Annotated in this window: 20 protein-coding genes; 12 read left to right on the top strand and 8 right to left on the bottom strand. The window is 63.5% G+C overall.

Annotation, left to right across the window (positions count from 1 at the left end; translation table 11 throughout):
• Nucleotides 1-50 precede the first annotated feature (50 nt).
• A complete protein-coding gene (gene cysC / locus FJQ89_RS09350; protein ID WP_141169984.1) occupies nt 51-581 on the top strand; it encodes an adenylyl-sulfate kinase in 531 nt (176 codons plus the stop codon).
• A gap of 19 nt (nt 582-600) precedes the next feature.
• Nucleotides 601-2,601, top strand: a complete 2,001-nt coding sequence (locus tag FJQ89_RS09345) for a diguanylate cyclase domain-containing protein (protein WP_168208423.1) — start codon at nt 601-603, stop codon at nt 2,599-2,601.
• A gap of 3 nt (nt 2,602-2,604) precedes the next feature.
• On the opposite strand, the gene FJQ89_RS09340 is transcribed toward FJQ89_RS09345, so the two are convergent.
• From FJQ89_RS09340 to FJQ89_RS09330, 3 genes are all read right to left on the bottom strand, one after another.
• A complete protein-coding gene (locus tag FJQ89_RS09340; protein ID WP_141169982.1) occupies nt 2,605-3,522 on the bottom strand; it encodes a pyridoxal-phosphate dependent enzyme in 918 nt (305 codons plus the stop codon).
• Between the two features lie 79 nt (nt 3,523-3,601).
• Nucleotides 3,602-4,105 (bottom strand): MarR family winged helix-turn-helix transcriptional regulator, encoded by a 504-nt coding sequence (locus tag FJQ89_RS09335; RefSeq protein ID WP_141169981.1) that lies wholly within the window; start codon nt 4,103-4,105, stop codon nt 3,602-3,604.
• A gap of 321 nt (nt 4,106-4,426) precedes the next feature.
• Nucleotides 4,427-5,308 carry a LysR family transcriptional regulator gene (locus tag FJQ89_RS09330; protein WP_141169980.1) on the bottom strand — a complete coding sequence of 294 codons (882 nt, stop codon included), beginning with the start codon at nt 5,306-5,308 and terminating at the stop codon, nt 4,427-4,429.
• A gap of 124 nt (nt 5,309-5,432) precedes the next feature.
• Here FJQ89_RS09330 and FJQ89_RS09325 point away from each other — a divergent pair, with 124 nt between their 5' ends.
• Nucleotides 5,433-6,437 carry a zinc-dependent alcohol dehydrogenase family protein gene (locus FJQ89_RS09325; RefSeq protein ID WP_141169979.1) on the top strand — a complete coding sequence of 335 codons (1,005 nt, stop codon included), beginning with the start codon at nt 5,433-5,435 and terminating at the stop codon, nt 6,435-6,437.
• Between the two features lie 61 nt (nt 6,438-6,498).
• Here the strand turns inward: FJQ89_RS09325 and FJQ89_RS09320 are convergent, their stop codons facing one another.
• Entirely contained in the window at nt 6,499-7,260 is a 762-nt protein-coding gene (locus FJQ89_RS09320; protein ID WP_141169978.1) for a DeoR/GlpR family DNA-binding transcription regulator, read from the bottom strand.
• Nucleotides 7,261-7,454: 194 nt separating this feature from the next.
• On the opposite strand from FJQ89_RS09320, the gene glpD reads away from it, so the two are divergent.
• The 8 genes from glpD (at nt 7,455) to glpK (ending at nt 16,676) form a co-directional block, all read left to right on the top strand.
• Nucleotides 7,455-9,032, top strand: coding sequence for a glycerol-3-phosphate dehydrogenase (glpD, locus tag FJQ89_RS09315; RefSeq protein ID WP_243136492.1), 1,578 nt, complete (start codon nt 7,455-7,457; stop codon nt 9,030-9,032).
• 74 nt (nt 9,033-9,106) lie between these two features.
• Nucleotides 9,107-10,201 carry an ABC transporter ATP-binding protein gene (locus FJQ89_RS09310; RefSeq protein WP_141169977.1) on the top strand — a complete coding sequence of 365 codons (1,095 nt, stop codon included), beginning with the start codon at nt 9,107-9,109 and terminating at the stop codon, nt 10,199-10,201.
• A gap of 1 nt (nt 10,202) precedes the next feature.
• The gene (locus FJQ89_RS09305) at nt 10,203-11,312 is read left to right on the top strand and encodes an ABC transporter ATP-binding protein (protein ID WP_141169976.1); all 1,110 of its coding nucleotides are present in this window, start codon (nt 10,203-10,205) and stop codon (nt 11,310-11,312) included.
• Nucleotides 11,312-12,196 (top strand): carbohydrate ABC transporter permease, encoded by an 885-nt coding sequence (locus FJQ89_RS09300; protein ID WP_071076566.1) that lies wholly within the window; start codon nt 11,312-11,314, stop codon nt 12,194-12,196. The genes FJQ89_RS09305 and FJQ89_RS09300 overlap by 1 nt, the downstream gene beginning before the upstream one ends.
• Nucleotides 12,193-12,999: a carbohydrate ABC transporter permease gene (locus tag FJQ89_RS09295; protein WP_096236286.1), complete on the top strand. Its 807-nt coding sequence runs from the start codon at nt 12,193-12,195 to the stop codon at nt 12,997-12,999. Before FJQ89_RS09300 ends, FJQ89_RS09295 begins: the two co-directional genes overlap by 4 nt.
• 31 nt (nt 13,000-13,030) lie before the next feature.
• Nucleotides 13,031-13,306 (top strand): DUF2160 domain-containing protein, encoded by a 276-nt coding sequence (locus FJQ89_RS09290; RefSeq protein ID WP_071076998.1) that lies wholly within the window; start codon nt 13,031-13,033, stop codon nt 13,304-13,306.
• Between the two features lie 72 nt (nt 13,307-13,378).
• Nucleotides 13,379-15,106 carry an ABC transporter substrate-binding protein gene (locus tag FJQ89_RS09285; protein ID WP_099763197.1) on the top strand — a complete coding sequence of 576 codons (1,728 nt, stop codon included), beginning with the start codon at nt 13,379-13,381 and terminating at the stop codon, nt 15,104-15,106.
• A gap of 76 nt (nt 15,107-15,182) precedes the next feature.
• Complete coding sequence (gene glpK, locus FJQ89_RS09280; RefSeq protein ID WP_141169975.1) at nt 15,183-16,676, top strand: glycerol kinase GlpK; 1,494 nt, start codon at nt 15,183-15,185, stop codon at nt 16,674-16,676.
• 19 nt (nt 16,677-16,695) lie between these two features.
• On the opposite strand, the gene FJQ89_RS09275 is transcribed toward glpK, so the two are convergent.
• A complete protein-coding gene (locus tag FJQ89_RS09275; RefSeq protein WP_243136491.1) occupies nt 16,696-17,256 on the bottom strand; it encodes a YdcF family protein in 561 nt (186 codons plus the stop codon).
• A 54-nt stretch (nt 17,257-17,310) separates the two neighbouring features.
• Nucleotides 17,311-17,943, bottom strand: coding sequence for a cysteine hydrolase family protein (locus FJQ89_RS09270; RefSeq protein WP_141169974.1), 633 nt, complete (start codon nt 17,941-17,943; stop codon nt 17,311-17,313).
• A gap of 142 nt (nt 17,944-18,085) precedes the next feature.
• On the opposite strand from FJQ89_RS09270, the gene FJQ89_RS09265 reads away from it, so the two are divergent.
• Complete coding sequence (locus FJQ89_RS09265; RefSeq protein ID WP_141172715.1) at nt 18,086-19,051, top strand: GlxA family transcriptional regulator; 966 nt, start codon at nt 18,086-18,088, stop codon at nt 19,049-19,051.
• A gap of 2 nt (nt 19,052-19,053) precedes the next feature.
• Here FJQ89_RS09265 and FJQ89_RS09260 read toward each other — a convergent pair whose 3' ends face one another.
• Complete coding sequence (locus FJQ89_RS09260) at nt 19,054-20,445, bottom strand: chemotaxis protein CheW (RefSeq protein WP_141169973.1); 1,392 nt, start codon at nt 20,443-20,445, stop codon at nt 19,054-19,056.
• 2 nt (nt 20,446-20,447) lie between these two features.
• Nucleotides 20,448-22,169, bottom strand: a complete 1,722-nt coding sequence (locus FJQ89_RS09255) for a methyl-accepting chemotaxis protein (RefSeq protein ID WP_168208421.1) — start codon at nt 22,167-22,169, stop codon at nt 20,448-20,450.
• Nucleotides 22,170-22,416 lie beyond the last annotated feature (247 nt).

Here is a 22,416-nt window from a genome sequence, read left to right as displayed (position 1 = left end):
TCCGGCACGGCTTTGTTATATTGCCAGCTCTATAACAGAGAGGCAGTGTGATGACAGCAGCACAACACCCCACGGTCTGGCTGACGGGCTTGAGCGGCGCCGGCAAGACCAGCATTGCGCTGGCGCTGGCGCAAGCGCTGAAGGCGCAGGGATGCGCCGTGGCGCTGCTCGACGGCGACCAGCTGCGCCATGGCCTGAACCGCGACCTCGGTTTTACGCCGCAAGACCGGCATGAAAACATCCGCCGCACGGCCGAAGTGGCGCGCCTGATGAACGCGGCGGGATTGACCGTCATCGCCGCCTTCATTTCGCCGTATCGCGCCGACCGGGCCATGGCGGCCGACATCATCGGCGCAGCGCATTTCATCGAAGTCCACGTCAGCACGCCGCTGGCCGTGTGCGAGGCGCGCGATCCCAAGGGCCTGTATGCGCGCGCGCGCGCGGGGCAGCTGGCGCAATTCACGGGCATTTCCGCCCCGTATGAGGCGCCGCTGGCTGCCGCGCTGACCCTGGAAACGGGCACGCTGGCGCTGGACGAGTCGGTTGAGCGCCTGTGCCGGCATTTGCAGCAGCGACTGTGACGGCGTGGTGACGATGCGTATGAGATTGCGCAAATTGCTGCGCCGACGCCTGCCCGCCAGCCTGAAGGCGCGCATGAGCGTGGTCGTCTTCCTGCTCGTGCTGGCGGCCGTGGCCTCGCTGGCGCTGGCCACCCTGAGCGTGGCCGAGCGCGGCATGCGCGATGTGACGGGACGCCAGCAGTATGTATCGCTGGCCAGCGCCGCTGTCTTCATCGATGAAGAACTTGACACGAAGCGCAATGTGCTGCGCGCGATAGCGGACAGCCTGGCGGCCAGCGGCGCGCACGATGGCGCCGGCCTGCAGCGCTTCCTGGACGCGCAAACGGTGCTGGGCAAGGAGTTTTACACGGCCGGCTTGGCCGCCGCCGATGGCTCCCTGCTGGCCAGCATGGGCCCCGTCAAGCCGCAGGCGGGGATGAACCTGAAAGGCCGCCCGTATTTCGACCAGACGCTGGCGACCCGGCGTTCGGTGATTTCCGCGCCGCTCAACGGCAGCATTTCGGGCATGCCCATCGTGGTGGTGACGCAGCCCGTGTTCGACGCGCAGGGCGCCGTGCGCCATGTGCTGGCGGCCAGCGTGAACCTGCGCCAGCCCGACTTCCTGGGGCGCCTCGGCGCGCTCAAGCCGGGCACGGGTGGTTATCTGTACATCATGACCAGCGAAGGCGTCATCGTCGAGCATCCCGACAAGTCGCGCATCATGCAGCATATCGACGCGCATGGCCCCATCAGCGAACCGACGCGGCGCGCCATGCAGGGCTTCGAGGGCTGGCTGACGGGCACCACCACGCAAGGCGTCGATGCCTTGTTCGCCTATCACCGCATCGCCGCCACGGGCTGGATACTGGCGTCCGTGTATCCCATGCGTGACGCGTTCGCTCCGCTGCACGCCATCCGCAGCAAGATCCTGCTGGCCGCCGTGCTGCTGGCGGCGCTGGCGGGACTGGCCGGCTGGCGCGTGGTGCTGCGCCTGTTACAGCCTTTGGAGCGCCTGCGCCGACAGGTGCACCAGATTCGCCGCCAGCGCCTGGGCATCGAGGCGCTGCAAATCGAGCGGCGCGACGAAATCGGCGACTTGAGCCGCGATTTTTACTCGCTGGTGGCCGAGCGCGAAATTGCCGAGGCGCAGACGCGCGACAGCGAACGGCGCTTGAAGCTGCTGACGGACCATGTTCCCGTGGTGATCGTCTACATCGACCGCGAGCACCGCTACCAGTTCATCAACGCCACGTTTGAAAAATGGTTCGGCCGGTCGCACAAGGAAAGCATGATGCAGTCGATACGCGAGGTGCTGGGCGAAGAAGCGTATCAATTGCGCGAAGCCTACCTGCGGCGCGCCTTCTCGGGCGAGGAGGTGGAATATGAATTCACCATCGACGGCGAGGGGGAGGCGGGCCGGCGTGCCTTCCAGACCAGCTATGTGCCCGATGTCGGCGAGAGCGGCGCGGTGGAAGGCGTGTATGGCCTGATCCACGAAATCACCAAGACCAAGGCGGTACATACGGCGCTGCAGTTTGCCGCCGCCACCGACACCCTGACGGGCATCGCCAACCGGCGCCGCTTCGACGAACAGCTGGTGCAAAGCATGCAGCGTACGCGCGTGGCGCGCGCGCCGATGGCGCTGGCGTATCTCGATATCGACCGTTTCAAGGCCATCAACGACAGCCTGGGACACAAAACGGGCGACGAGGTGCTGAAGGAATTTGCCGCGCGCCTGATGCGCAGCGTGCGCGCCAGCGATTTGGTGGCGCGTCTGGCCGGCGATGAATTCGTGATCATTCTCGAAGGCGTGAACGGCGCGGCGGAAGTGCGCCAGATCGGCGCGAAGATCGTCGACGCCATCCGCCAGCCGTTTGAGCTGGCCAGCGGCCCGCTGCCGGTGACGACCAGCGTCGGTATCGCCATCTTCCGCGAAGGCGCGCTGACGCCGGCGCAGTTGCTGGACCTGGCGGACCAGGCCCTGTATGCCGCCAAAGGGCAGGGCCGCGACGGCGTGGCGCTGCTTGAGGCGGCGCCGTAGGTTTTACAGAGTGGCAGTCCAGTGGTCGAGCTGCTGCGTGGTGGCCGTGACGCCGCCGCAGACGATGACCAGCACATTGCGGTAGGGCGCCAGTTGCGGCACCTTGCCGTAGACGGCGGCCAGCGCCGCGCCGCAGGCCGGCTCCACCACCAGGCGCTGGTCGTCAATGAAGCGCTGGCAGGCATCGACGGCGGCCTTGTCCGAGACCACCACGCTGTGCAGCAGGCGCGTCTGGCTGATGGCGTAGGCTTGCGCACACACCTGGCGCGCGGCCAGCGAGGTGGCGATGCTGCTCACGGCGGGCAGGGCCACGCGGTCGCGCGCGGCCACGGCGGCGGCCAGCGAGGCCGCGCCTTCGGTTTCCACGGCCACCAGGGCCACGTCATCCCAGCCATTGCGCTGCAAGCCTTCGGCCACGCCGGCCAGCAGGCCGCCGCCGCCCACCGACAGCACCACCGCGTCCGGTTTCAGGCCAGCGCTGGCCACTTCATCGATCATGCCCGCGTGGCCCTGCCACAGCAGCGGGTCGTCGAACGGATGCAGGAAAGCGTCTTGCGGCGTGAGCATCGCTTGCGCCAGCGCGTTGGCTTCTTGCCAGGCGGCGCCGTGCACGATGACTTCGGCACCTTCCTGGGCGATCAGGGCCCTGGCCCGCGCGCTGGTCGTTTCCGGCACCACGACGATGACGGGAATGCCCAGCTGGCGTCCCGCATAGGCCACTGCGATGCCGGCATTGCCGCCGGAAGAAGAGATGAAACGGCTGGCGCCGCGCCGCGCGTATTCTTCGCAGGCGATGCCGATGCCGCGGATCTTGAAGGAGCCGGGCGGCTGCAAGGCTTCGAGCTTGAGCCAGATGGCGCGGTCGCTGTGCAGGCTCAGGGCGCGCGAGTTGAGCAGAGGGGTTTCGATGTGCAGGGCCATGCGTGTTCCTGGTAAACGGTCAGGCCAGCATCATAGCCGAAGCGCCCGTGCCACCGTCCCACCCTTGCCGCAAGCGGCCTTAATTCAGGGGCGCGTTCTTGAGCTGATGCGTGCGCGCCACTTCCTTCATCGCCTCGAGCAGGTCGTCGCGCAGCTGGCGCGGCAGCTTGCCGAAGAATTCCTCGTCGTTCTGGTCGGCCATCTCGGCCAGCACCGGCACCAGCGCTTCGCCTTCCGTGGTCAGTTCGATCGAATGCTGGCGGCGGTCCGCCAGCAGGATGGACTTGCTGACCATGCCCTTGCTTTCCAGGCGGTCGATCAGCTTCGACACGGCGCCCTTGCTCATGCCGGACACTTGCGCCAGCACCGTGGGCGAGGTGCAGCCCAGGCGGAACATTTCGCGCAGCACCACCCATTCGGACACCGTCACGCCGTTGGCTTCGGCTTTTTTCTGGAAGCTGTGGGAAACGTGGTTGGAGACGAAACGCAGCCAGTAGCCGAGATGGGCTTCCAGCTCGCTGACGGGAACGCTGTTGGGATGGGCGGTTTGCGGCATGCCGGCCGTTTCAAAATTATGGCTCATTTCTTTTCCTTCACTGGGCGGCGTTGTCGGCATGGTCAGGGCCTTGACGCTGGCTGTCGAGTGGTTTGTTTGGGAATAATCATCGTGCTTGAGGTCGTTTTAACACTGTTTTCACAGGAAATCACTGAGCGACAAAGAGTTTTTCCTTATTTCCTTGCTCTGGATAGATAAAAAGCAATATCAAGCGAGTAATCGTATTGCCGGAGAGGAAGATTAAAAAAATAACGCATGTTGCATCAATGGTAACAGCTTTTTTGCCGAATTGATAAATATTTCAACTGCAATGGATGTCGAATGACAGCGGCTTGTTACTGCCGCCATTCAGCTGAACCGTTCCACCAGAAAATCGACGAAACTGCGCAACTTGGGCGAGCGGTAGCGGTCCGGCAGGTAGACCACGCTCAAGGGGCGGCTGGGCAGCGCATGCGTGGGAAACAGCTGGACCAGGCGACCCGCCCGCACGTCCGTTTCCAGCAGGAAGGCCGGTTGCAGCACGATGCCCATGCCATGCAATGCGGCAACGCGCAGCGCCTGGCCGTGGTTGACTTGCAGGCGACCCGAGACGGGCACGCTGCAGACGTCGTCCTGGTGACTCGTCAGGCGCCAGTGCGCCAGGGCGGCGGGAGAAAAGGACAGGCATTCGTGCTGGCTCAGGTCGGCCGGCTGGCGCGGCGTTCCCTTGCGCGCCAGGTAGTCGGGCGAGGCGCAGATCATCAGCCGGTAGGGTGCCAGCGGCCTGGCGATCAGCGACGAATCGGGCAGCTGACCGATACGGATGGCGGCTTCGAAACCTTCCTCCATCAGGTCGACCACCCGGTCGCTCAGGACCACATCGATGTTCACCTCGGGATAGCGCTCCAGGTACGCGGCCATGGCGGGCATCAGCGCTTCCGCGCCGAAGGTGAGGGGCGCCGTGATGCGCAGCTTGCCGGCGGGCGCAAGTTGCAGGTTTTGCGCCTGGACATCGGTTTCTGCCACCAGCCTGAGGATTTCCTTGCAGCGCGCGTAGTAATCCTCGCCGAAGGCGGTCAGGTGCTGGCGTCGGGTGGTGCGCTGGAGCAGTTGCATGCCCAGGCGTTTTTCCAGCGTCCGCAGGTGGTTGCCGGCCATCGTCGCGGAGATCCCGCAGGCGGCCGCAGCAGCGCTCAGGCTGCCTTTCTCAACGGCGAGTACGTACACCTTCATGCTGTCGAGCAAATCCATTGGCAATCCCTGGTGTTAAATCATTGAATCAAACCATAGTTTATCTATTAATGATTTTAAATGACACTGATGTTTTTCCCGCCAGCGTGCGGCCACCCTGACACACATCGCCCGAGAACAGACCATGCAAGCCATCCAACTGACCGCTCCTTCCCTCACCGCGTTTCGCCCGACCGAGCTGCCCCAGCCGCAGGCCGGCCGGGGCGAGGTGCTGCTGCGCCTGCGCGCCGCCACGCTGAACTTCCTGGATGTGGCCATTGCAACGGGCAATTTTGCCGGCGCGGCCTTTCCGCTGATCCCCGTCGCCGACGGCGCGGGTGAAGTGGCGGCGCTGGGCGACGGCGTCAGCGGCCTGGCCGTCGGCGACCGCGTCATCCCCCATTTCATGCCGCGCTGGCAGGGCGGGGCCATCACGCCGCACAACGTGGGTGCGATGCGCGGCGTCACCTTGCCCGGCTCGCTGGCCGAGTACGTGGTCGTCCCCGCTGCCAGCCTGGTCGCCTTGCCGGCCCACCTTGATTTTGTCCAGGGCGCGGCGCTGCCCATCGCGGCGACGACGGCCTGGAACGCCGTGCGTTCGGCGCCAGTGCGCCCCGGATCGGTGGTGTTGTTGTTGGGAACGGGTGGCGTCAGCCTCTTTGCCTTGCAGTTCGCCAAGGCGTCGGGCGCCACAGTGATCCTGGCTTCGTCCAGCGATGAAAAGCTGGAACGTGCGCGCCGGTTGGGGGCCGATCACCTGATCAACTACCGGGCCACGCCCGCCTGGGACGGGGAAGTGCTGAAACTGACCGGTGGGCGCGGCGCCGACCTGGTGGTCGAGACGGTGGGTGGCGCCACCATCGTGCGCTCGCTCAATGCGGCGGCGGTGGGCGGCACGGTCTTCACCGTGGGCTTTGTCGGCGGCACGGCCGCCAGCATCGACTTGCTGCCCGTCATCGTCAAGGCTTTGCGCATCGTCGGCAACAATACCGGTTGCGTGGCGGACCTGGCCCAGGCGGCGCAGGCCATCGCCGCACATGGCATCGTGCCCGTCATCGACCGTGTGTTCAGCATCGACGACACGGCCGAAGCGTATGCGGAGCTCGCTGCCGGCGGACGCCACTTCGGCAAGCTTGCCATCGCGCACTGAGCCGGGGAGGTGAAGCCTTGCCCGGTGATGCTGCCTGGCACGGCCAGTGGACGAGTCGTCGTCAGGTGGCCACGTGCACTTTTACGTTGGCATCGCGCAAGACCTGGGCAAAGCGGGCCGGCGGCGGCGCATCCGTAAACAGGATATCGATTTGCGCCAGATCGGCCAGGCGCACCAGCGCCTTGCGGCCGAATTTATGCTGGTCAGCCACCAGCCACACTTCGCGCGACTGCTCGATGATGGCTTGCGCCACCTTCACTTCGCGCGCATCGAAGTCGCGCAGGCTGCCGTCTTCGTCGATGCTGGAAATGCCGATGATGCCGATGTCGACCTTGAACTGGCGGATGAAGTCGATGGTGGCTTCACCCACGATGCCACGGTCGCGTCCGCGCACCACGCCGCCGGCCACGATGACTTCGCAGGCGGCGTTGTCGGCCAGGATGGCGGCCACGTTCAGGTTGTTCGTCACCACGTGCAAGCCCGTGTGCTGTCCCAGCGCACGCGCCACTTCTTCGGTGGTGGTGCCGATATTGATCAGGAGCGAACAGCCATGCGGCACTTGCGCCGCCACGGCGGTGGCGATGCGCCGCTTGGCGTCGCTGTTGAATACCTGGCGCTGGCTGTAATCGATGTTCTCCACGGACGAGGGCAAGCCCACGCCGCCGTGATAGCGCGCCAGCAGGCGCGCTTCTTCCATCTGCTTGACGTCGCGCCGCACGGTTTGCGGCGTGACGTCGAGTTGCTGGGCCAACTCCTCGACCGACATGGTGACTTTCTGGCGCACCACTTCAAGCAAGCGGCGCTGGCGGGGATTCAAATTCATGGGCGTGTCTCTTTAAAATTGCATAAGCGAACAAAATCGAACAAATGTGGGTGAAAATATGTTGCTATGAGTTCGATTTATGGCGTAATCTTATCCATATTGCATTCGTATGACATCCGTATTGATCTTAACCACAGTCGCCGGGTGTGCCTAGTCTTTCTTGGTCGCTTGTCCTTGATAACGATGGAGTCCCGATGGCCTCAATGCAGCAGGGAATCGACGCAGTGCCGCAGCCGCAGCCGGTGATGGCATGCGACGTACTGGTGGTAGGCGGCGGCATCAACGGCGCCGGCATCGCGCGCGACGCGGCCGGGCGGGGCTTGTCCGTGGTGTTGTGCGAAAAAGACGACCTGGCCGCGCACACCTCGTCCGCATCCACCAAGCTGATACACGGCGGCCTGCGCTACCTCGAATACTATGAGTTCGGCCTCGTGCGCAAGGCGCTGATCGAGCGCGAAGTGCTGCTGCGCTCGGCGCCGCACATCATGTGGCCGCTGCGCTTCGTCATGCCGCACGCCAAGGGCCAGCGCCCCGCCTGGCTGATACGCGCCGGCCTGATTCTCTACGACATGCTGGCGAAGCGGGAAATCCTGCCTGCCTCCAGCGGCATCGACCTTGAGCGCCACGCGGCCGGACAACCGTTAAAACCTGAGTTCAAGCGCGGTTTCGTGTACTCCGACGGCTGGGTCGACGATGCGCGCCTGGTGGTGCTGAACGCCATCGACGCGGCGGACAAGGGCGCGCACGTGCTGACGCAGACGCGCTGCACGGCCCTGCGGCGCGATGGCGCGGGTGCGGACGCTTGCTGGCAGGCGATCCTGCAGCAAGGCGATGGACGTGAGTTGGCCGTGCGCGCGCGCAGCGTCGTCAATGCGGCCGGGCCGTGGACGGCGGAATTTCTGCAGCAGGCGGCGCCCGGCGGACAGGGCCGGCATTTGCGTTTGATCAAGGGCAGCCATATCGTCGTCAAGCGCTTGTTCGCGCATGATCATGCGTATATCTTCCAGCATCCGGACGGACGCATCGTGTTTGCCATTCCGTACGAGCACGATTTCACCCTGATCGGCACTACCGATCTCGACTACCAGGGCGAGCGCGGCAAGGTGGAAATCGATGACGCGGAAATTCGTTACTTGTGCGAGCTTTCCAGTTACTATTTCAGCAAGCCCATCAATCCTGCTGACGTGGTCTGGACGTATGCGGGCGTGCGCCCGCTGGTGGAAGACGCGTCCGCCGACGCCAAGGCCGTCACGCGCGATTACCGCTTCGAACTGGACCAGGAAGGCGCGCCGCTGCTGAGTATCTTCGGCGGCAAGATCACCACCTTTCGCAAGCTGGCCGAGGAAGCGCTCGATATACTGGCGCCCTTGCTGGGCAATACACGGCCGGCCTGGACGGCCAACGCCTGCCTGCCCGGTGGCGACGTGTTCGGCAGCGTGCCGCAGAACCGGTCCGTGCGCGAATTCGGCCAGTTCGTGCAGGGCTTGCAGCGCGACTATGCGTGGCTGCCGGCGGCGCTGGTGGCGCGCTATGCGCGCGCCTACGGTACGCGCATCCATGTGCTGCTCGATGGGCGTAAGGATGTGGCGGCCATGGGCGAGGAAATCGCCGCTGGCCTGTACGCGGCGGAAGTCGACTATTTGCGGCGCCATGAATGGGCCGTCAGCGCGGCCGACATCCTGTGGCGGCGCTCCAAGCTGGGTCTGCACCTGCCGCGCGAGACAGTGGGCAGGCTCGACGCCTGGCTGTTGCAGCACCCGTTGTCGTTGTAAGCAGCACACGTTGGCGACCACGCCCCGCAGAGGGTGCCGCGAAGAATAAGAAACCATCACTGGAGGAGACGCGCGTGCAACTGGTACTGGACAAGATCAGCAGGAAGCAGGGGGCTGACGATTATTTATATCCGATGTCGCTGGCGCTGGTGCCGGGCGCCATCAACGTCTTGCTGGGCACCACGCGTGCCGGCAAGACCACCCTGATGCGCGTGATGGCGGGCCTGGACAAGCCCAGCGGGGGCACCGTCACGGCCGATGGCGTCGATGTGACGGGCGTGCCCGTCAGCAAGCGTAATCTGGCCATGGTGTACCAGCAATTCATCAACTATCCGGCCTTTACCGTGTACGACAATATCGCCTCGCCCTTGCGCTTGCGCAAGGTGCCCGAGGAACAGATCCGCGCAAAAGTGCTGGCGCTGGCCGAGCGCCTGCATATTACGCCGTATCTGCAACGCACGCCCGGCGAACTGTCGGGCGGCCAGCAGCAGCGCACGGCGCTGGGGCGCGCGCTGATCAAGGATGCCTCGCTGCTGCTGCTCGACGAGCCATTGGTGAACCTCGACTACAAACTGCGCGAGGAGTTGCGCCGCGAATTGACGGAACTGTTTTCCAGCGGCAGCACGACGGTCGTGTACGCGACCACGGAACCGCTGGAAGCGTTGCAGCTGGGCGGCCACGTGGCCGTGCTGCACGAGGGACGCTTGCTGCAGCAGGGGCCGACCCTGGACGTCTTCAACGCGCCCAATTCCATCGCCGTGGCGCGCACCTTCAGCGATCCGCCCATCAACCTGATTTCCGCGCGCGTGGATGCGAATGGCGTGGCGCGGATGGCGGACGGCCTGGCGATACACCTGAGCGGTGAGCAGCGCGCCCGCCTGGGCGACAGCACGGAGGTGATTCTCGGCGTACGCGCGCACAGCCTGCATTTATCTCCCCAGTCCGATGGCGACGTGGCCATCGCAGCTTCGGTGGACCTGGCGGAAATCAGCGGCTCGGAAACCTATGTGCATGCGCGCCGTGGCGAACTGGCCCTGGTGGCGCAACTGGGCGGCGTGCACAACCTGGAGATCGGCAGCGCCTGCACCGTGTATTGCCAGCCGCATGCCTTGCTGATCTTTGCGGACGATGGCGGGCTGCTGTTTGCCCCTGTGCAAGGAGGAGTGTGATATGGCGCGCATCGAACTGGTCGACCTGGCCCACGCCTACAAACCGAACCCGGCGGCACCCGCCGACTATGCGCTGCGGCCCATGAGCATGGCGTGGCATGACGGCGGCGCGTATGCCTTGCTGGGGCCGTCCGGCTGCGGCAAGACGACTTTGCTCAATATCATCTCCGGCCTGGTGAAGCCGTCGCATGGCAAGGTGCTGTTCGACGGCAAGGATGTGACGCAACTGCCGACCGAGGCGCGCAATATCGCGCAAGTATTCCAGTTTCCCGTGATCTACGACACCATGACCGTGCACGACAACCTGGCGTTTCCGCTGCGCAATCGCGGCTGGAAAGAGATCGAGGTGAAAAAGCGCGTGCAGCAGGTGGCGCAGATGCTGGAGCTGACGGGCGACCTGAAATTGCGCGCCAGCGGCTTGTCCGTGGACGCGAAGCAAAAGATTTCACTGGGACGCGGTCTCGTGCGTCCCGACGTGGCGGCCGTGCTGTTCGATGAACCGCTGACGGTGATCGATCCGCACCTGAAATGGCTGTTGCGCAGGAAACTCAAGGAAATCCACCACGAACTGAAATTATCCTTGATCTACGTCACGCACGACCAGGTGGAAGCGCTGACCTTTGCCGACCAGGTGGTCGTCATGACGCAGGGCGAGGTGGTGCAGACGGGCAGCGCGCAAGCGCTGTTCGAGGAACCCGAGCACACGTTTGTCGGCTATTTCATCGGCAATCCGGGCATGAACTTGCTCGATTGCATCCTGGACGATGGCGGGGCGAGGGTGGCGGGCCAGCCGCTGGCCGTGTCCGCCGCCGCCCGCGCGGCCCTGGCTGGCGCGCAAGGCAAGATCACGCTCGGCGTGCGGCCGGAATTCGTCGAATGCCTGCCAGCGGGCGAGGGCGGCGCGGGGGGCGAACGGGGTGACCTCTGCCTGGACGCCACGGTGACTGCCGTACGCAACATGGGCACGCATTACCTGGCCGAGTTTCGCCTGGGCAGCGCCACGGTGGCGGCCAAGCTGCGCGCCATCGATGCCGTGGCGGGGCAGGCTGTACGGCTGCGCTTTCCCCAGCAACGCACCTTGTTCTATATCAACGATAAGCGGGTGGCCTGATGATACATAACGGTAAAACCGATAACAACCGCCGCGCCTGGCTACTGATCCTGCCCGTGCTGCTGTGCGTGGCCTTTTCCGCCATCCTGCCGCTGATGACGGTGGTCAATTATTCCGTGCAAGATATCCTGAGTCCCACGCAAAAGGTGTTTGTGGGCACCGAATGGTTCCGCATGGTCATGCTGGACGGCGACTTGCACAGCGCCTTGCTGCGCCAGTTGCTGTTTTCCGGCTCCGTGCTGGCGATCCAGATACCGCTCGGTATTTTGATTGCCCTGTGCATGCCGGCCGAGGGCTGGAAGGCGTCGCTGGCGCTGGTGCTGATCGCGCTGCCCCTGCTGATACCGTGGAACGTGGTGGGCACCATCTGGCAAATCTTTGGCCGTGGCGACATCGGCCTGATGGGCTACACCTTGAATCAATTGGGTTTTGACTACAACTACAACGGCAACTCGCTCGATGCCTGGCTGACGGTGATGGTGATGGATATCTGGCACTGGACGCCATTGGTCGTGCTGCTGTGCTATGCGGGTCTGCGCGCCATTCCCGATGCGTATTACCAGGCGGCGCGCATCGACGGCGCTTCGCGCCTGGCCGTGTTCCGCTACATCCAGCTGCCGAAACTGCGCAATGTGCTGATGATCGCCGTCTTGCTGCGCTTCATGGACAGTTTCATGATCTACACGGAACCGTTCGTGCTGACCGGCGGCGGACCGGGCAATGCCACCACCTTTTTGTCGCAATACCTGACGCAAAAGGCCGTGGGCCAGTTCGACCTGGGGCCGGCCTCGGCGTTCTCATTGATTTACTTCCTGATCATCCTGCTGTTCTGCTTTGTGCTGTACACGTGGATGCAGCGCGTTGGCACGGGAGACCAGAAATGATGCACAAGAAAATCAGCGCCACCATCCTGATCGTCTTCCTGCTGGGCTCACTATTGCCCATCTACTGGATGCTCAACATGTCGCTCAAGACCAACGAGGAAATCGTCGGCGTGCTGAGCCTGTGGCCCGAACACCTGACGTTCGCCAACTACAAGACCATCTTTACGGACCCATCGTGGTACAGCGGCTACATCAATTCCATGATTTACGTGGCCTTGAACATGGTGATGTCGGTCACCGTCGCCTTGCCGGCCGCGTATGCCTTTTCGCGCTATAACTTTGTCGGCGACAAGCATCTGTTCTTCTGGCTGCTGACCAACCGCATGACGCCGCCCGCCGTCTTTCTCGTGCCCTTCTTCCAGCTGTATTCGACGGTGGGCCTGATGGATACGCATCTGGCCGTGGCGCTGGCGCACATGGTCTTCAACGTGCCGCTGGCCGTGTGGATTTTGGAAGGCTTCATGTCCGGCGTGCCGAAGGAAATCGACGAGACGGCGTATATCGACGGCTACAGCTTCCCCCGTTTCTTCATCCGCATCTTCTTGCCGATGATTAAGTCGGGCGTGGGCGTGACGGCCTTCTTCTGTTTCATGTTCAGCTGGGTGGAACTGTTATTGGCGCGCACCTTGACGTCCGTCAACGCCAAGCCGATTGCCGCCACCATGACGCGCACCGTGTCGGCGGCCGGCATGGACTGGGGCGTGCTGGCGGCGGCGGGCGTGCTGACCATCGTGCCCGGCGCGCTGGTGATCTGGTTCGTGCGGCATTACATCGCCAAGGGTTTCGCGATGGGGAGGGTGTGACATGGAAAATACGAGTGATAGCACAGCCAGCCTGTTCGGCTGGATGGCCTGGACGCCGGAAGTGGCCATCTTCTTCATCTGCATCGGCTTGATGCTCGCTGGCATGACGGTGTGGCAAATCCGCTCGCCCAGCATCGCGCGCAAGGGCTTCCTGCCCATGCCGACCACGCGTGGCGACCGTTTGTTCATCGGCTTGCTCACGGCGGCATATGTGAATCTGGCCTGGGCGGGGTTTACGGAAATGCAGCAGGCCATCGGGGCTGCCATCAGTTTTGTACTTTTATTAGTGGTAATGCGTTGGGGGTGAGCCGGCTTGCCGGTGTTGATGGAGGCCGGACCGTCAGCAGGCGGCCGGCAATACAATAAAAGGAGATTCACGATGAAATTGAAGTTCACGGTCTTCGCGGCGGTGGCCATGCTCGTGTCGAATGCGGCCCTGGCCGACGCCAAACAGGCGCAAACCTGGATCGACAAGGAATTCCAGCCATCCAGCCTGAGCAAGCAGCAACAGCTTGCTGAAATGCAGTGGTTCATCGATGCGGCGGCCAAGCTGAAAGCCAAGGGCATCAAGGAAATTTCCGTGGTCTCGGAAACCATCGACACCCACGTCTACGAATCGAAGACTCTGGCCAAGGCTTTCGAGGAAATCACGGGCATCAAGGTGCGCCACGACATCATCCAGGAAGGCGACGTGGTGGAAAAGCTGCAAACGTCGATGCAGTCAGGCAAGAGCATCTATGACGGCTGGATTTCCGATTCCGACCTGATTGGCACGCATTACCGCTATGGCGCCGTCGAACCGCTGTCCGACTACATGGCTGCCAAGGGCAAGGAATTCACCAATCCCGGCCTGGACTTGAAAGATTTCATCGGCATCAGCTTTACCACGGCGCCCGATGGCAAGGTGTACCAGCTGCCCGACCAGCAATTTGCCAACCTGTACTGGTTCCGCGCCGACTGGTTCGCGCGCAAGGATTTGCAAGCCAAGTTCAAGGCCAAGTATGGCTACGAGCTGGGCGTGCCGCAAAACTGGTCCGCGTATGAAGACATCGCCGACTTTTTTACCAATGACGTGAAGGAACTGGACGGCAAGAAAGTGTATGGCCACATGGATTACGGCAAGAAAGATCCGTCACTGGGCTGGCGCTTCACCGATGCGTGGCTGTCGATGGCCGGCGCGGCCGACAAGGGCATCCCGAACGGCTTGCCCGTCGACGAGTGGGGCATCAAGGTAGCGGCCGACAAGTGCACGCCTGTGGGCGCGTCCGTTTCACGCGGCGGCGCCACCAATTCGCCGGCGGCCGTGTATGCGCTGACGAAATACATCGACTGGATGAAGAAATACGCGCCGCCGCAGGCGAACGGCATGAATTTCTCGGAAGCGGGTCCCGTGCCGGCGCAGGGTGAAATCGCCCAGCAAATCTTCTGGTACACGGCGTTTACGGCGGGCATGACGAAACCGGGCTTGCCAGTGGTCAACAAGGACGGCACGCCGAAATGGCGCATGGCGCCGTCGCCGCACGGCCCGTACTGGAAAGAGGGCATGCAGAACGGCTATCAGGATGTCGGTTCCTGGTTCCTGTTCAAGTCCACGCCGGATGACCGCAAGGCCGCCGCCTGGCTGTACGCGCAATTCGTCACCTCGAAAACCGTGTCGCTGAAGAAATCCATCGTCGGCCTGACCTTCATCCGCGATTCCGACATCCGCCACGATTACTTCACGAAACATGCGAACGAATACGGCGGCTTGATCGAGTTTTACCGCAGCCCCGCACGCGTGGCGTGGACGCCAACGGGCAACAACGTGCCCGACTATCCTAAGCTGGCCCAGCTGTGGTGGAAAAACGTGGCCACGGCGATTACGGCGGAAAAAACGCCGCAAGCGGCCATGGATAACCTGGCCGAGGAAATGGACCAGGTCATGGCGCGCCTGCAGCGGGCGGGCATGAAGGCGTGCGCACCCAAGCTCAATGCCAAGGGTGATCCGAACCAGTATCTGTCGGATCAGCACGCCCCATGGAAAAAGCTGGCGAATGAAAAGCCGAAGGGTGAAACGATTGCCTACGATAAATTATTGCAGGCTTGGAAAGAAGGCAAGGTAAGGTAAACTGCCGCCGATGTCCTGAGGGCACGGAGTCAATCCGTTCCGTGCCCGTTTTTCCCCGTTTTTGTATTGCCAGAAGATGACTAAATACATACTCGCTTTAGACCAAGGCACCACCAGTTCGCGCGCCATCCTGTTTGACCATGCGGGCCGGCCGCACGCCAGCGCACAGCGCGAATTTCGCCAGATTTTCCCCCAGCCGGGCTGGGTCGAGCATGACGCGAACGAAATCTGGGCCTCGCAAGAAGGCGTGCTGCAGCAGGTGCTGCGCGACAGCGGCGTGGCGGCATCCGACGTGGCCGCCATCGGCGTGACCAACCAGCGTGAAACGACGGTGCTGTGGGACCGCGCCACGGGCGAACCTGTCGCCAACGCCATCGTCTGGCAAGACCGGAGAAATGCCGCCTATTGCGAGCAACTGGTCGGGCAGGGCAAGGCGGACCTGATCCAGCAAAAGACGGGACTCGTGCTGGACGCCTATTTTTCCGCGACTAAATTGAAATGGCTGCTCGACAACGTTCCCGGCGCCCGTGCGCGCGCCGAGCGGGGAGAACTGGCCTTCGGCACCATCGACAGCTGGCTGATCTACAAGATGAGCGGCGCCCACTTGACGGACACGAGCAACGCGGCGCGCACCATGCTGTTCAACATTCATACTTTGCAGTGGGACACGGATCTGCTGGCGCTGCTCGACATTCCCGCCTCGCTGCTGCCCGACGTCGTGCCATCGAGCGGCGTGGCCGCGCACACGCACGTTGACTTACTGGGTATCTCCGTGCCGATCGCCGGCATCGCGGGCGACCAGCAGGCCGCGACGTTCGGCCAGGTGTGTCTGAAGCCGGGCATGGCGAAAAATACCTACGGCACGGGCTGTTTCATGCTGATGAACGTGGGCAAGCGCCCCTTGCCATCGAAAAACCGGCTGTTGACGACGGTGGGCTGGAGCCTGGGTGCGGATGCCAATCAAACCGATTACTTGCTCGAAGGCAGCGCCTTCATCGCTGGCGCGGCCGTGCAGTGGATGCGCGATGGGCTGGGCATCATCCGCGACTCGTCCGAAGTGGAAGCACTGGCCACCAGCGTGCCCGATTCGGGCGGCCTGGTCTTCGTGCCCGCGTTCGCCGGTCTCGGCGCGCCGTACTGGGACCCGTATGCACGCGGCACCCTGATCGGTATCACGCGCGGCACGGGCAAGGCGCACATCGCGCGCGCCGCATTGGAGGGCGTGGCTTACCAGAACGTCGATGTGCTGTCCGCCATGCAGGATGACGCTGGCATCGCGCTATCCGAGTTGCGCGTCGATGGCGGCGCGGCGCGCAACGACATGCTGATGCAGTTCCAGGCCGACATATTAAATGTGCCCGTGGTGCGTCCCGTGGTGACGGAAACGACGGCCCTGGGCGCCGCCTACCTGGCGGGCCTGGCCGTGGGTTTCTGGGCATCGCAGGAAGAAATCACCGCCCAGTGGCAGGTGGGGCGCCGTTTCGAACCGGCCATGGCGGCCGACGAGCGCCTGACGCGGCTGCACAAGTGGCAGCGCGCCGTGGAGCGCTCGCGCGACTGGAGCGAGTGAGCCGGGCAATAAGCGGGGATCAGGGCCGTGCGAAATACACGGCGTAGCCCACCGTTTCGCGCGGCACGGAATACAGGTCGCGCAGTTCAACATAGGGCGCGTGCACCTGGCCGCTGACGGTGATGCCGGCCCGCTCCAGTGCCAGCCGGAAGCGGGGCACATGAAAATATTGCGTGGCGACCATGGCTGTCTGCCAGCCATGCTGGCGCATGAGAAGCGCCGCATTGCGCGCCGTGGCGTCCGTGGTCCAGCCTTGACTATCTTCGATGATGGCGCTGGCCGGCACGCCGCGCCTGAGCAGATAGCGGGCCATCGCTGCGGCCTCGTCAAAACCTTCCTTGCCCGTGGCCCCACTGACGAGGATGCGCGGCGCCCTGTGTTCCTGGAATTGCTTGAGCGCCACGTCGAGCCGCGCCTGCAGGCGGGGGCTGGGCGTGCCGTCGGGCAGGATGGTGTTGCCGGGCACGACGATCACGTCGGCGGGTGCCAGTTTGTCGTGCAGGCCCGCCAGCACCAGGGCGGCGGTGGCCAGCAGGAAAACACCCGCAGTCGTTAAGCCCAGCACAGTTATTTTTCGCATCGTTCATCATCAAGTAGGGAATGGACGCATGATACCCGTCCATTCCTGCCCGCGTCAGTTCGCCAGCGCCTTGCGCGCACGCTGGTTCGACAGATAAATATTGTCCTTTTCCAGCGGCTTGCCTTCGCGCACGGCAGCCAGCCAGTCCTGCGTGCTGGCCACGGCGGCGAAATTCGAATGAAATACGCTGCTGAAGACGCGGTGGATTTCCTCCGCGCTGGCCGTGCCGCCCGCATTCGCGTAGGGCAGGGTGCCGGTAGCGTCCTGCAGGAATTCGACTTGCAAGCCGTCGTGTGCGGCGTGGTAGATGGTGGCGGCGTCGCAGTTGTGCGTCATGTAGCCGGTCACCGTCAGGGTGTCGATGTTGTGGTTTTCCAGCCAGGCGCGCAAGTCCGTGCCTGCAAAGGCGCTGCCCATGCTCTTGTTGATGTGGTGGTCGGCGGCAAAGGCGGCCACTTGCGGATGCAGCTGCCAGCCGTCGCTGCCCCTGGCGAAGATGGGGGAAGCTTCCGGCGCATCGTGCTGGACGACGATCACGGGCACGCCGGCGGCGCGGGCGGCGGCCATGGCCGTGACGATATTCGGCAGCGAGATGTCGACGGACGGATACTCGATGGGCATGTCGCCCGTGAAGTATTCATTTTGTACATCGATGACGAGCAGGGCGCGGCGCGGGGTGGTGGACATGGGTTCTCCTGAGATGGTTGAAAGAGGAAACGGCTCCTCGATAACGCCATTCTCGGGCCGCGTGATTGAAATAGAAAGTGGCCCAAAGGCCTCAATGCGATAAAATCGGGCCATGCCTACAATTTCCGTTACTTCCGCTCCCTTGCGCATCGCCGTGATCGCCTTCGACGGCATGACGCCATTTCACTTGTCCGTGCCTTGCCTCGTGTTTGGCGCCCAGACGGACGAGGCCGATCTGCCGCCTTTTCAGGTGCGCGTGTGTGCCGCCGATCCCGCGCCCTTGCGCACGGCTGCCGGCTTTTCCATCACGCCGGAGTGCGGACTGGAAGGGCTGGAGGGCGCCGATATCGTCATCATGCCGGCCTGGCACGACGATTGCCGCGATGCCGCACCGTCGCTGGTCGCGGCGCTGCAGGCGGCCAGCGGGCGCGGCGCGCGCTTGGTGGGCCTGTGCCTGGGCGCGTTTCCGCTGGCGCAGGCGGGCTTGTTGGATGGCAAGAGCGCTGCCACGCACTGGGGCATGGCGCAGCAGCTGGCGGCCCGCTATCCCAAGGTCAGGGTAGACCGGGAAGTGCTGTACGTGGACGATGGCGCCGTGCTGACGTCGGCCGGCGTGGCGGCCGGCCTCGATTGCTGTTTGTATCTGCTGCGCCAGCTGGCCGGTGCCGAGGTGGCGAACCGCGTGGCGCGCCGGCTGCTGGTGGCGCCGCACCGCCAGGGCGGGCAGGCGCAATTCATCGAGCGCCCGCTACCCGTGTCCGGCAGCGAAGGGCGCTTTGCCGAGGTGCTCGCTGGCGTGGCCGCCAACCTGGGCCAGGCGCACAGTATCGACGCGCTGGCCGAACGGGCCGCCATGAGCCGGCGCAACTTCACGCGCCATTTCCGCCAGGCCACGGGCACGTCCTTCAAGCAATGGCTGCTGAACCAGCGTCTTGCGCATGCGCAAGGCCTGCTGGAAAAAAGCGCGGCCTCGATCGATGTCGTGGCGCAAGAGGCCGGCTTCGGCACGGCGTTGTCGCTGCGCCAGCATTTCCGGGCGAACTTGCAGACGTCGCCGTCGGCGTACCGCAAGCTGTTCCGCGCGAACCTGGCGTGCGCGGGGCGCTGAGATCAATGCGCATGGCTTGTGACACCAGCCAGTTCCTTTGGTTCCCATACGCGGTAGCTGGCTTTTCCTTCCGGTGAATCGAGTGTGATCATCGTCTGCGCTTGCCCGCCGAACTGGCTGAAGCTGGTTTTTGTCGCCGCGTAGGCGGGTACCAGGGTGACGAGATTACGCACCAGCAAGCCAACATGTCGTGCCGCGTGCTCGATGACGACGATGCGCGCCGTTGGCGCACCCTGGGGACCGAGCGCGATCAATGGCAGCGTGCGTCCTTGCCAGGTAAAGCTGCCAGGCGGCGCGGCCGGGTCGTCGGGCGAGGGTGCTTGCATGTCGGCAGGCAGGGGCAGGATGGTGACGATGGCGGCCATCGGCAATGCCAGTTCTTCGCCCGCATCGCAGACGATGTAGGCATCGCTGCTGCGCCTGTCCTGCGCCAGCGCCTGTCCTTGCGCGCGCGTTTCCCGCGATGTTTGCGGACATAGGGCCAGCAAGGCCGCGTCATCGAGCAGCAGTTGTGGCGGGCCCGATTCGGCCGTGATGGTGGCGGCCACCAGTGGGTGGCTGCAAGGCCCGTCCGTCGCGTGCAGGAGCTGGCTGCAGGCGATATCGCGCACGGCCAGTGTCTTGTCGATGCGTAGCCCCAGGCAGAGGCCGTCGCGTTCCAGCACGGCCAGCAGGGGCGGCGGCGCTGGCGGTGCCGGCAAGGCACCGTTAAAAACGGCGCCATTGAGGACGTAGACCTGGCGACCGCGCCAGCCGGCCACACCGGCCAAGGGGCCATTCCAGCCGAATGCCGTGTCCATTGGCGGGCAGGGCAGGACTTCGGCTACCAGCGTCGCGGGCACTGCCAGTACGCGCCCTGCCAGTTCGAACATGGCCAGCGATACGGCAGGGCCGGCCTGGACCCGGTCGGGCGGTGCATCGACTCCTGCTTGCATACCCGCCGTACGGGTCCAGGCTTGCGCCCGCAGCATCAGGCGCTGCGGCTCCAGCAAGTTCAGCAGTTCATCATCGCCAGCGGATCGCGCGACGTAACGGAAGAAGTGGTCAGGCTCATCGTCGTGGTATACCTGCTCAATGTGCTCAGGATGAATCTTCTGCGCGCTGGAGACGGCATCGACGGCGAGGCCGGCCAGGAGGCCGTCCGTCGCCAGCACCAGCACGTAAGCGCAGGGCGTATCGGCCGCCATGTGGAGCCAGGGGCGCAAGTCGATCAGGGGAATCACCCGGCCCTGATATGAGAAAACCCCGGCCAGGGCGCCTGTTGTGCCCGGCACGGGAAGCACACCGGCGGGACGCGCCTGCGCCTGGCCCACACAGGAAGAGGCAATGCCCACCTGCAGCGAGCCTATCCTGACCCGCACGTAATCGTGTGCCGCCGCTACCGGGGCCGTCATGCTCAGTGCTCCGCAGCGGTGGTCGCTTGCAGCTCGGTCAGCAGTTGCGCCACGTGCCTGCTGGAGTCGACCTGGGCCGCCGTGGCCTGGTCGATCTGGCCGATTGATTGTGTCGTGTTATGGACGGAATCACTGATCTGTTCGAACGATTGGCGCACCTGTTCTGACAGGGTGCCGCTTTGATCGACGCGGCTGATGGTGGTATCGATCAGGCGCGCGATGTTGCGCGCCGCATCGCCGGATTTCTCGGCCAGTTTGCGCACTTCATCTGCCACGACGGCAAAACCGCGACCGTGCTCTCCGGCGCGGGCCGCCTCGACGGCGGCATTGAAGGCCAGCAGATTGGTCTGGATCGCAATATCGCTGATCGTGCTGACGATTTCATGGACGTCCTGCGACGATTTCTGGATCTCCAGGATGGAATCGATGGATTGGCCCAGCAGTACGCGTCCCTGCCGGGCATGCTGTTCCGTTTGTTGTGCGATGGTGTTCGCATGCGCGGCGCCCTGGCCGATGCTGTTGATGGCGCCGGCGAGCTCCTGCATGGCATCGCCGATGCCGGCGACGCGGCTGCTGACGGTCTGTTCGCGCTCGACCTGCTGCGTGATGTCCATGGCGAATTTGACGACCTTGAAGGCACGGCCGTTGGTGTCGAGAATCGGATTGTAGGTGGCTTGCAGCCAGATGGCGGCGCCATGCTTGGCAAGCCGGTGAAAACGGGCGCTCTTGAATTTGCCTTCGCCGAGATCGGCCCAGAAGTTACGGTATGCCTCGCTGCGCACCAGTATGTCATCGCAAAACATGCTGTGGTGCTGTCCCTGTACTTCTTCCAGCGTGTAGCCGACGGCCCGCAGGAAATTGCTGTTGGCCGTCAGGATATTGCCCCGCATGTCGAATTCGATCACCGCTTGCGAGCGGGCGATGGCCTCGATCTTGCCGGCTGTCTCGGAGCTGAGGCGCTTGGCGGCAGTAATATCGGTGGCAAACTTGATCACTTTGAGCGGCCGGCCATCGATATCGAGGATGGGGTTATAGGACGCCTGTATCCAGACTTCGCGTCCCAGCTTGTCAATCCTGCGGAACTCGCCGGACTGGAATTGACCGCGTTCCAGGCCTTCCCATAAGTGCCGGTAGCTGCTCGCCTGCACATCTTCCGCAGTGCAGAACATGCGATGGTGCTGGCCGAGCAGTTCCTGCTCCTGATAGCCGAATGTGCGCAGAAAGTTGTCGTTGGCGCGCAACACGCGGCCCTGCAAATCAAATTCAATCACGGCCTGGACACGTTCAATGGCCTCGATCTTGCCCGAAAAATCCAGGCGCGCGCGCATCTCGGCCGTGATGTCGTCGATGAGCGCGATGACGTGGTCGGCTTGTCCGCCGTCGTGCGACAGCGTGACATAGCGGGCCTGTATCCAGAGTTCCCGTCCTTGCCTGTCCACGCGACGAAAATCGCCGCACTGTGACTGGCCCCCGGCCAGCAGGCGCCAGAACTCCCGCTCCTCCTGCTGCCGTTCGCGCGTGACCGGGCATAGCAACTGGTGGGGCTGGCCCAGCAATTCATCGCGCTGATAGCCGAACAGATCCAGCGCGATCTGGTTGGCGTTGCTCACGCAGCCGTGCAAATCGAATTGCAGCAGGCCTTGCATCTTGCCCAGCGCGGCTGCCAGGCCAGCACCATCGATGCCTTGCTTTGCCTGCTCAGCTTTCATCATCGGGTAGTTCATTGCGATCTCCATGTTCTCAGGCCGGCGCGCGCCGGCACAACGGTGCGTGAGTGTTTGCGTCACGTGGCAGTCTGGCTTGCCTTGGCATCTGAAAAAACAAATAAATTAAATATGCCTAATTAAACAAATATTCAACAAATTAGTCAAATAGTATTTGAGATTTTTTCTCTGCAGGATGCCGAGTTTTCCTGTTCTTACACCTGTGAACGCCGGATGGGTGGATGGCTGAATATGTTTCTTTATGGAT

The organism is Janthinobacterium tructae (assembly GCF_006517255.1).
GTDB lineage: Bacteria > Pseudomonadota > Gammaproteobacteria > Burkholderiales > Burkholderiaceae_D > Janthinobacterium > Janthinobacterium tructae.
The sequence above is the reverse complement of the archived record's forward strand: the minus strand, read 5'-3'. Positions and strand labels throughout refer to the sequence as shown.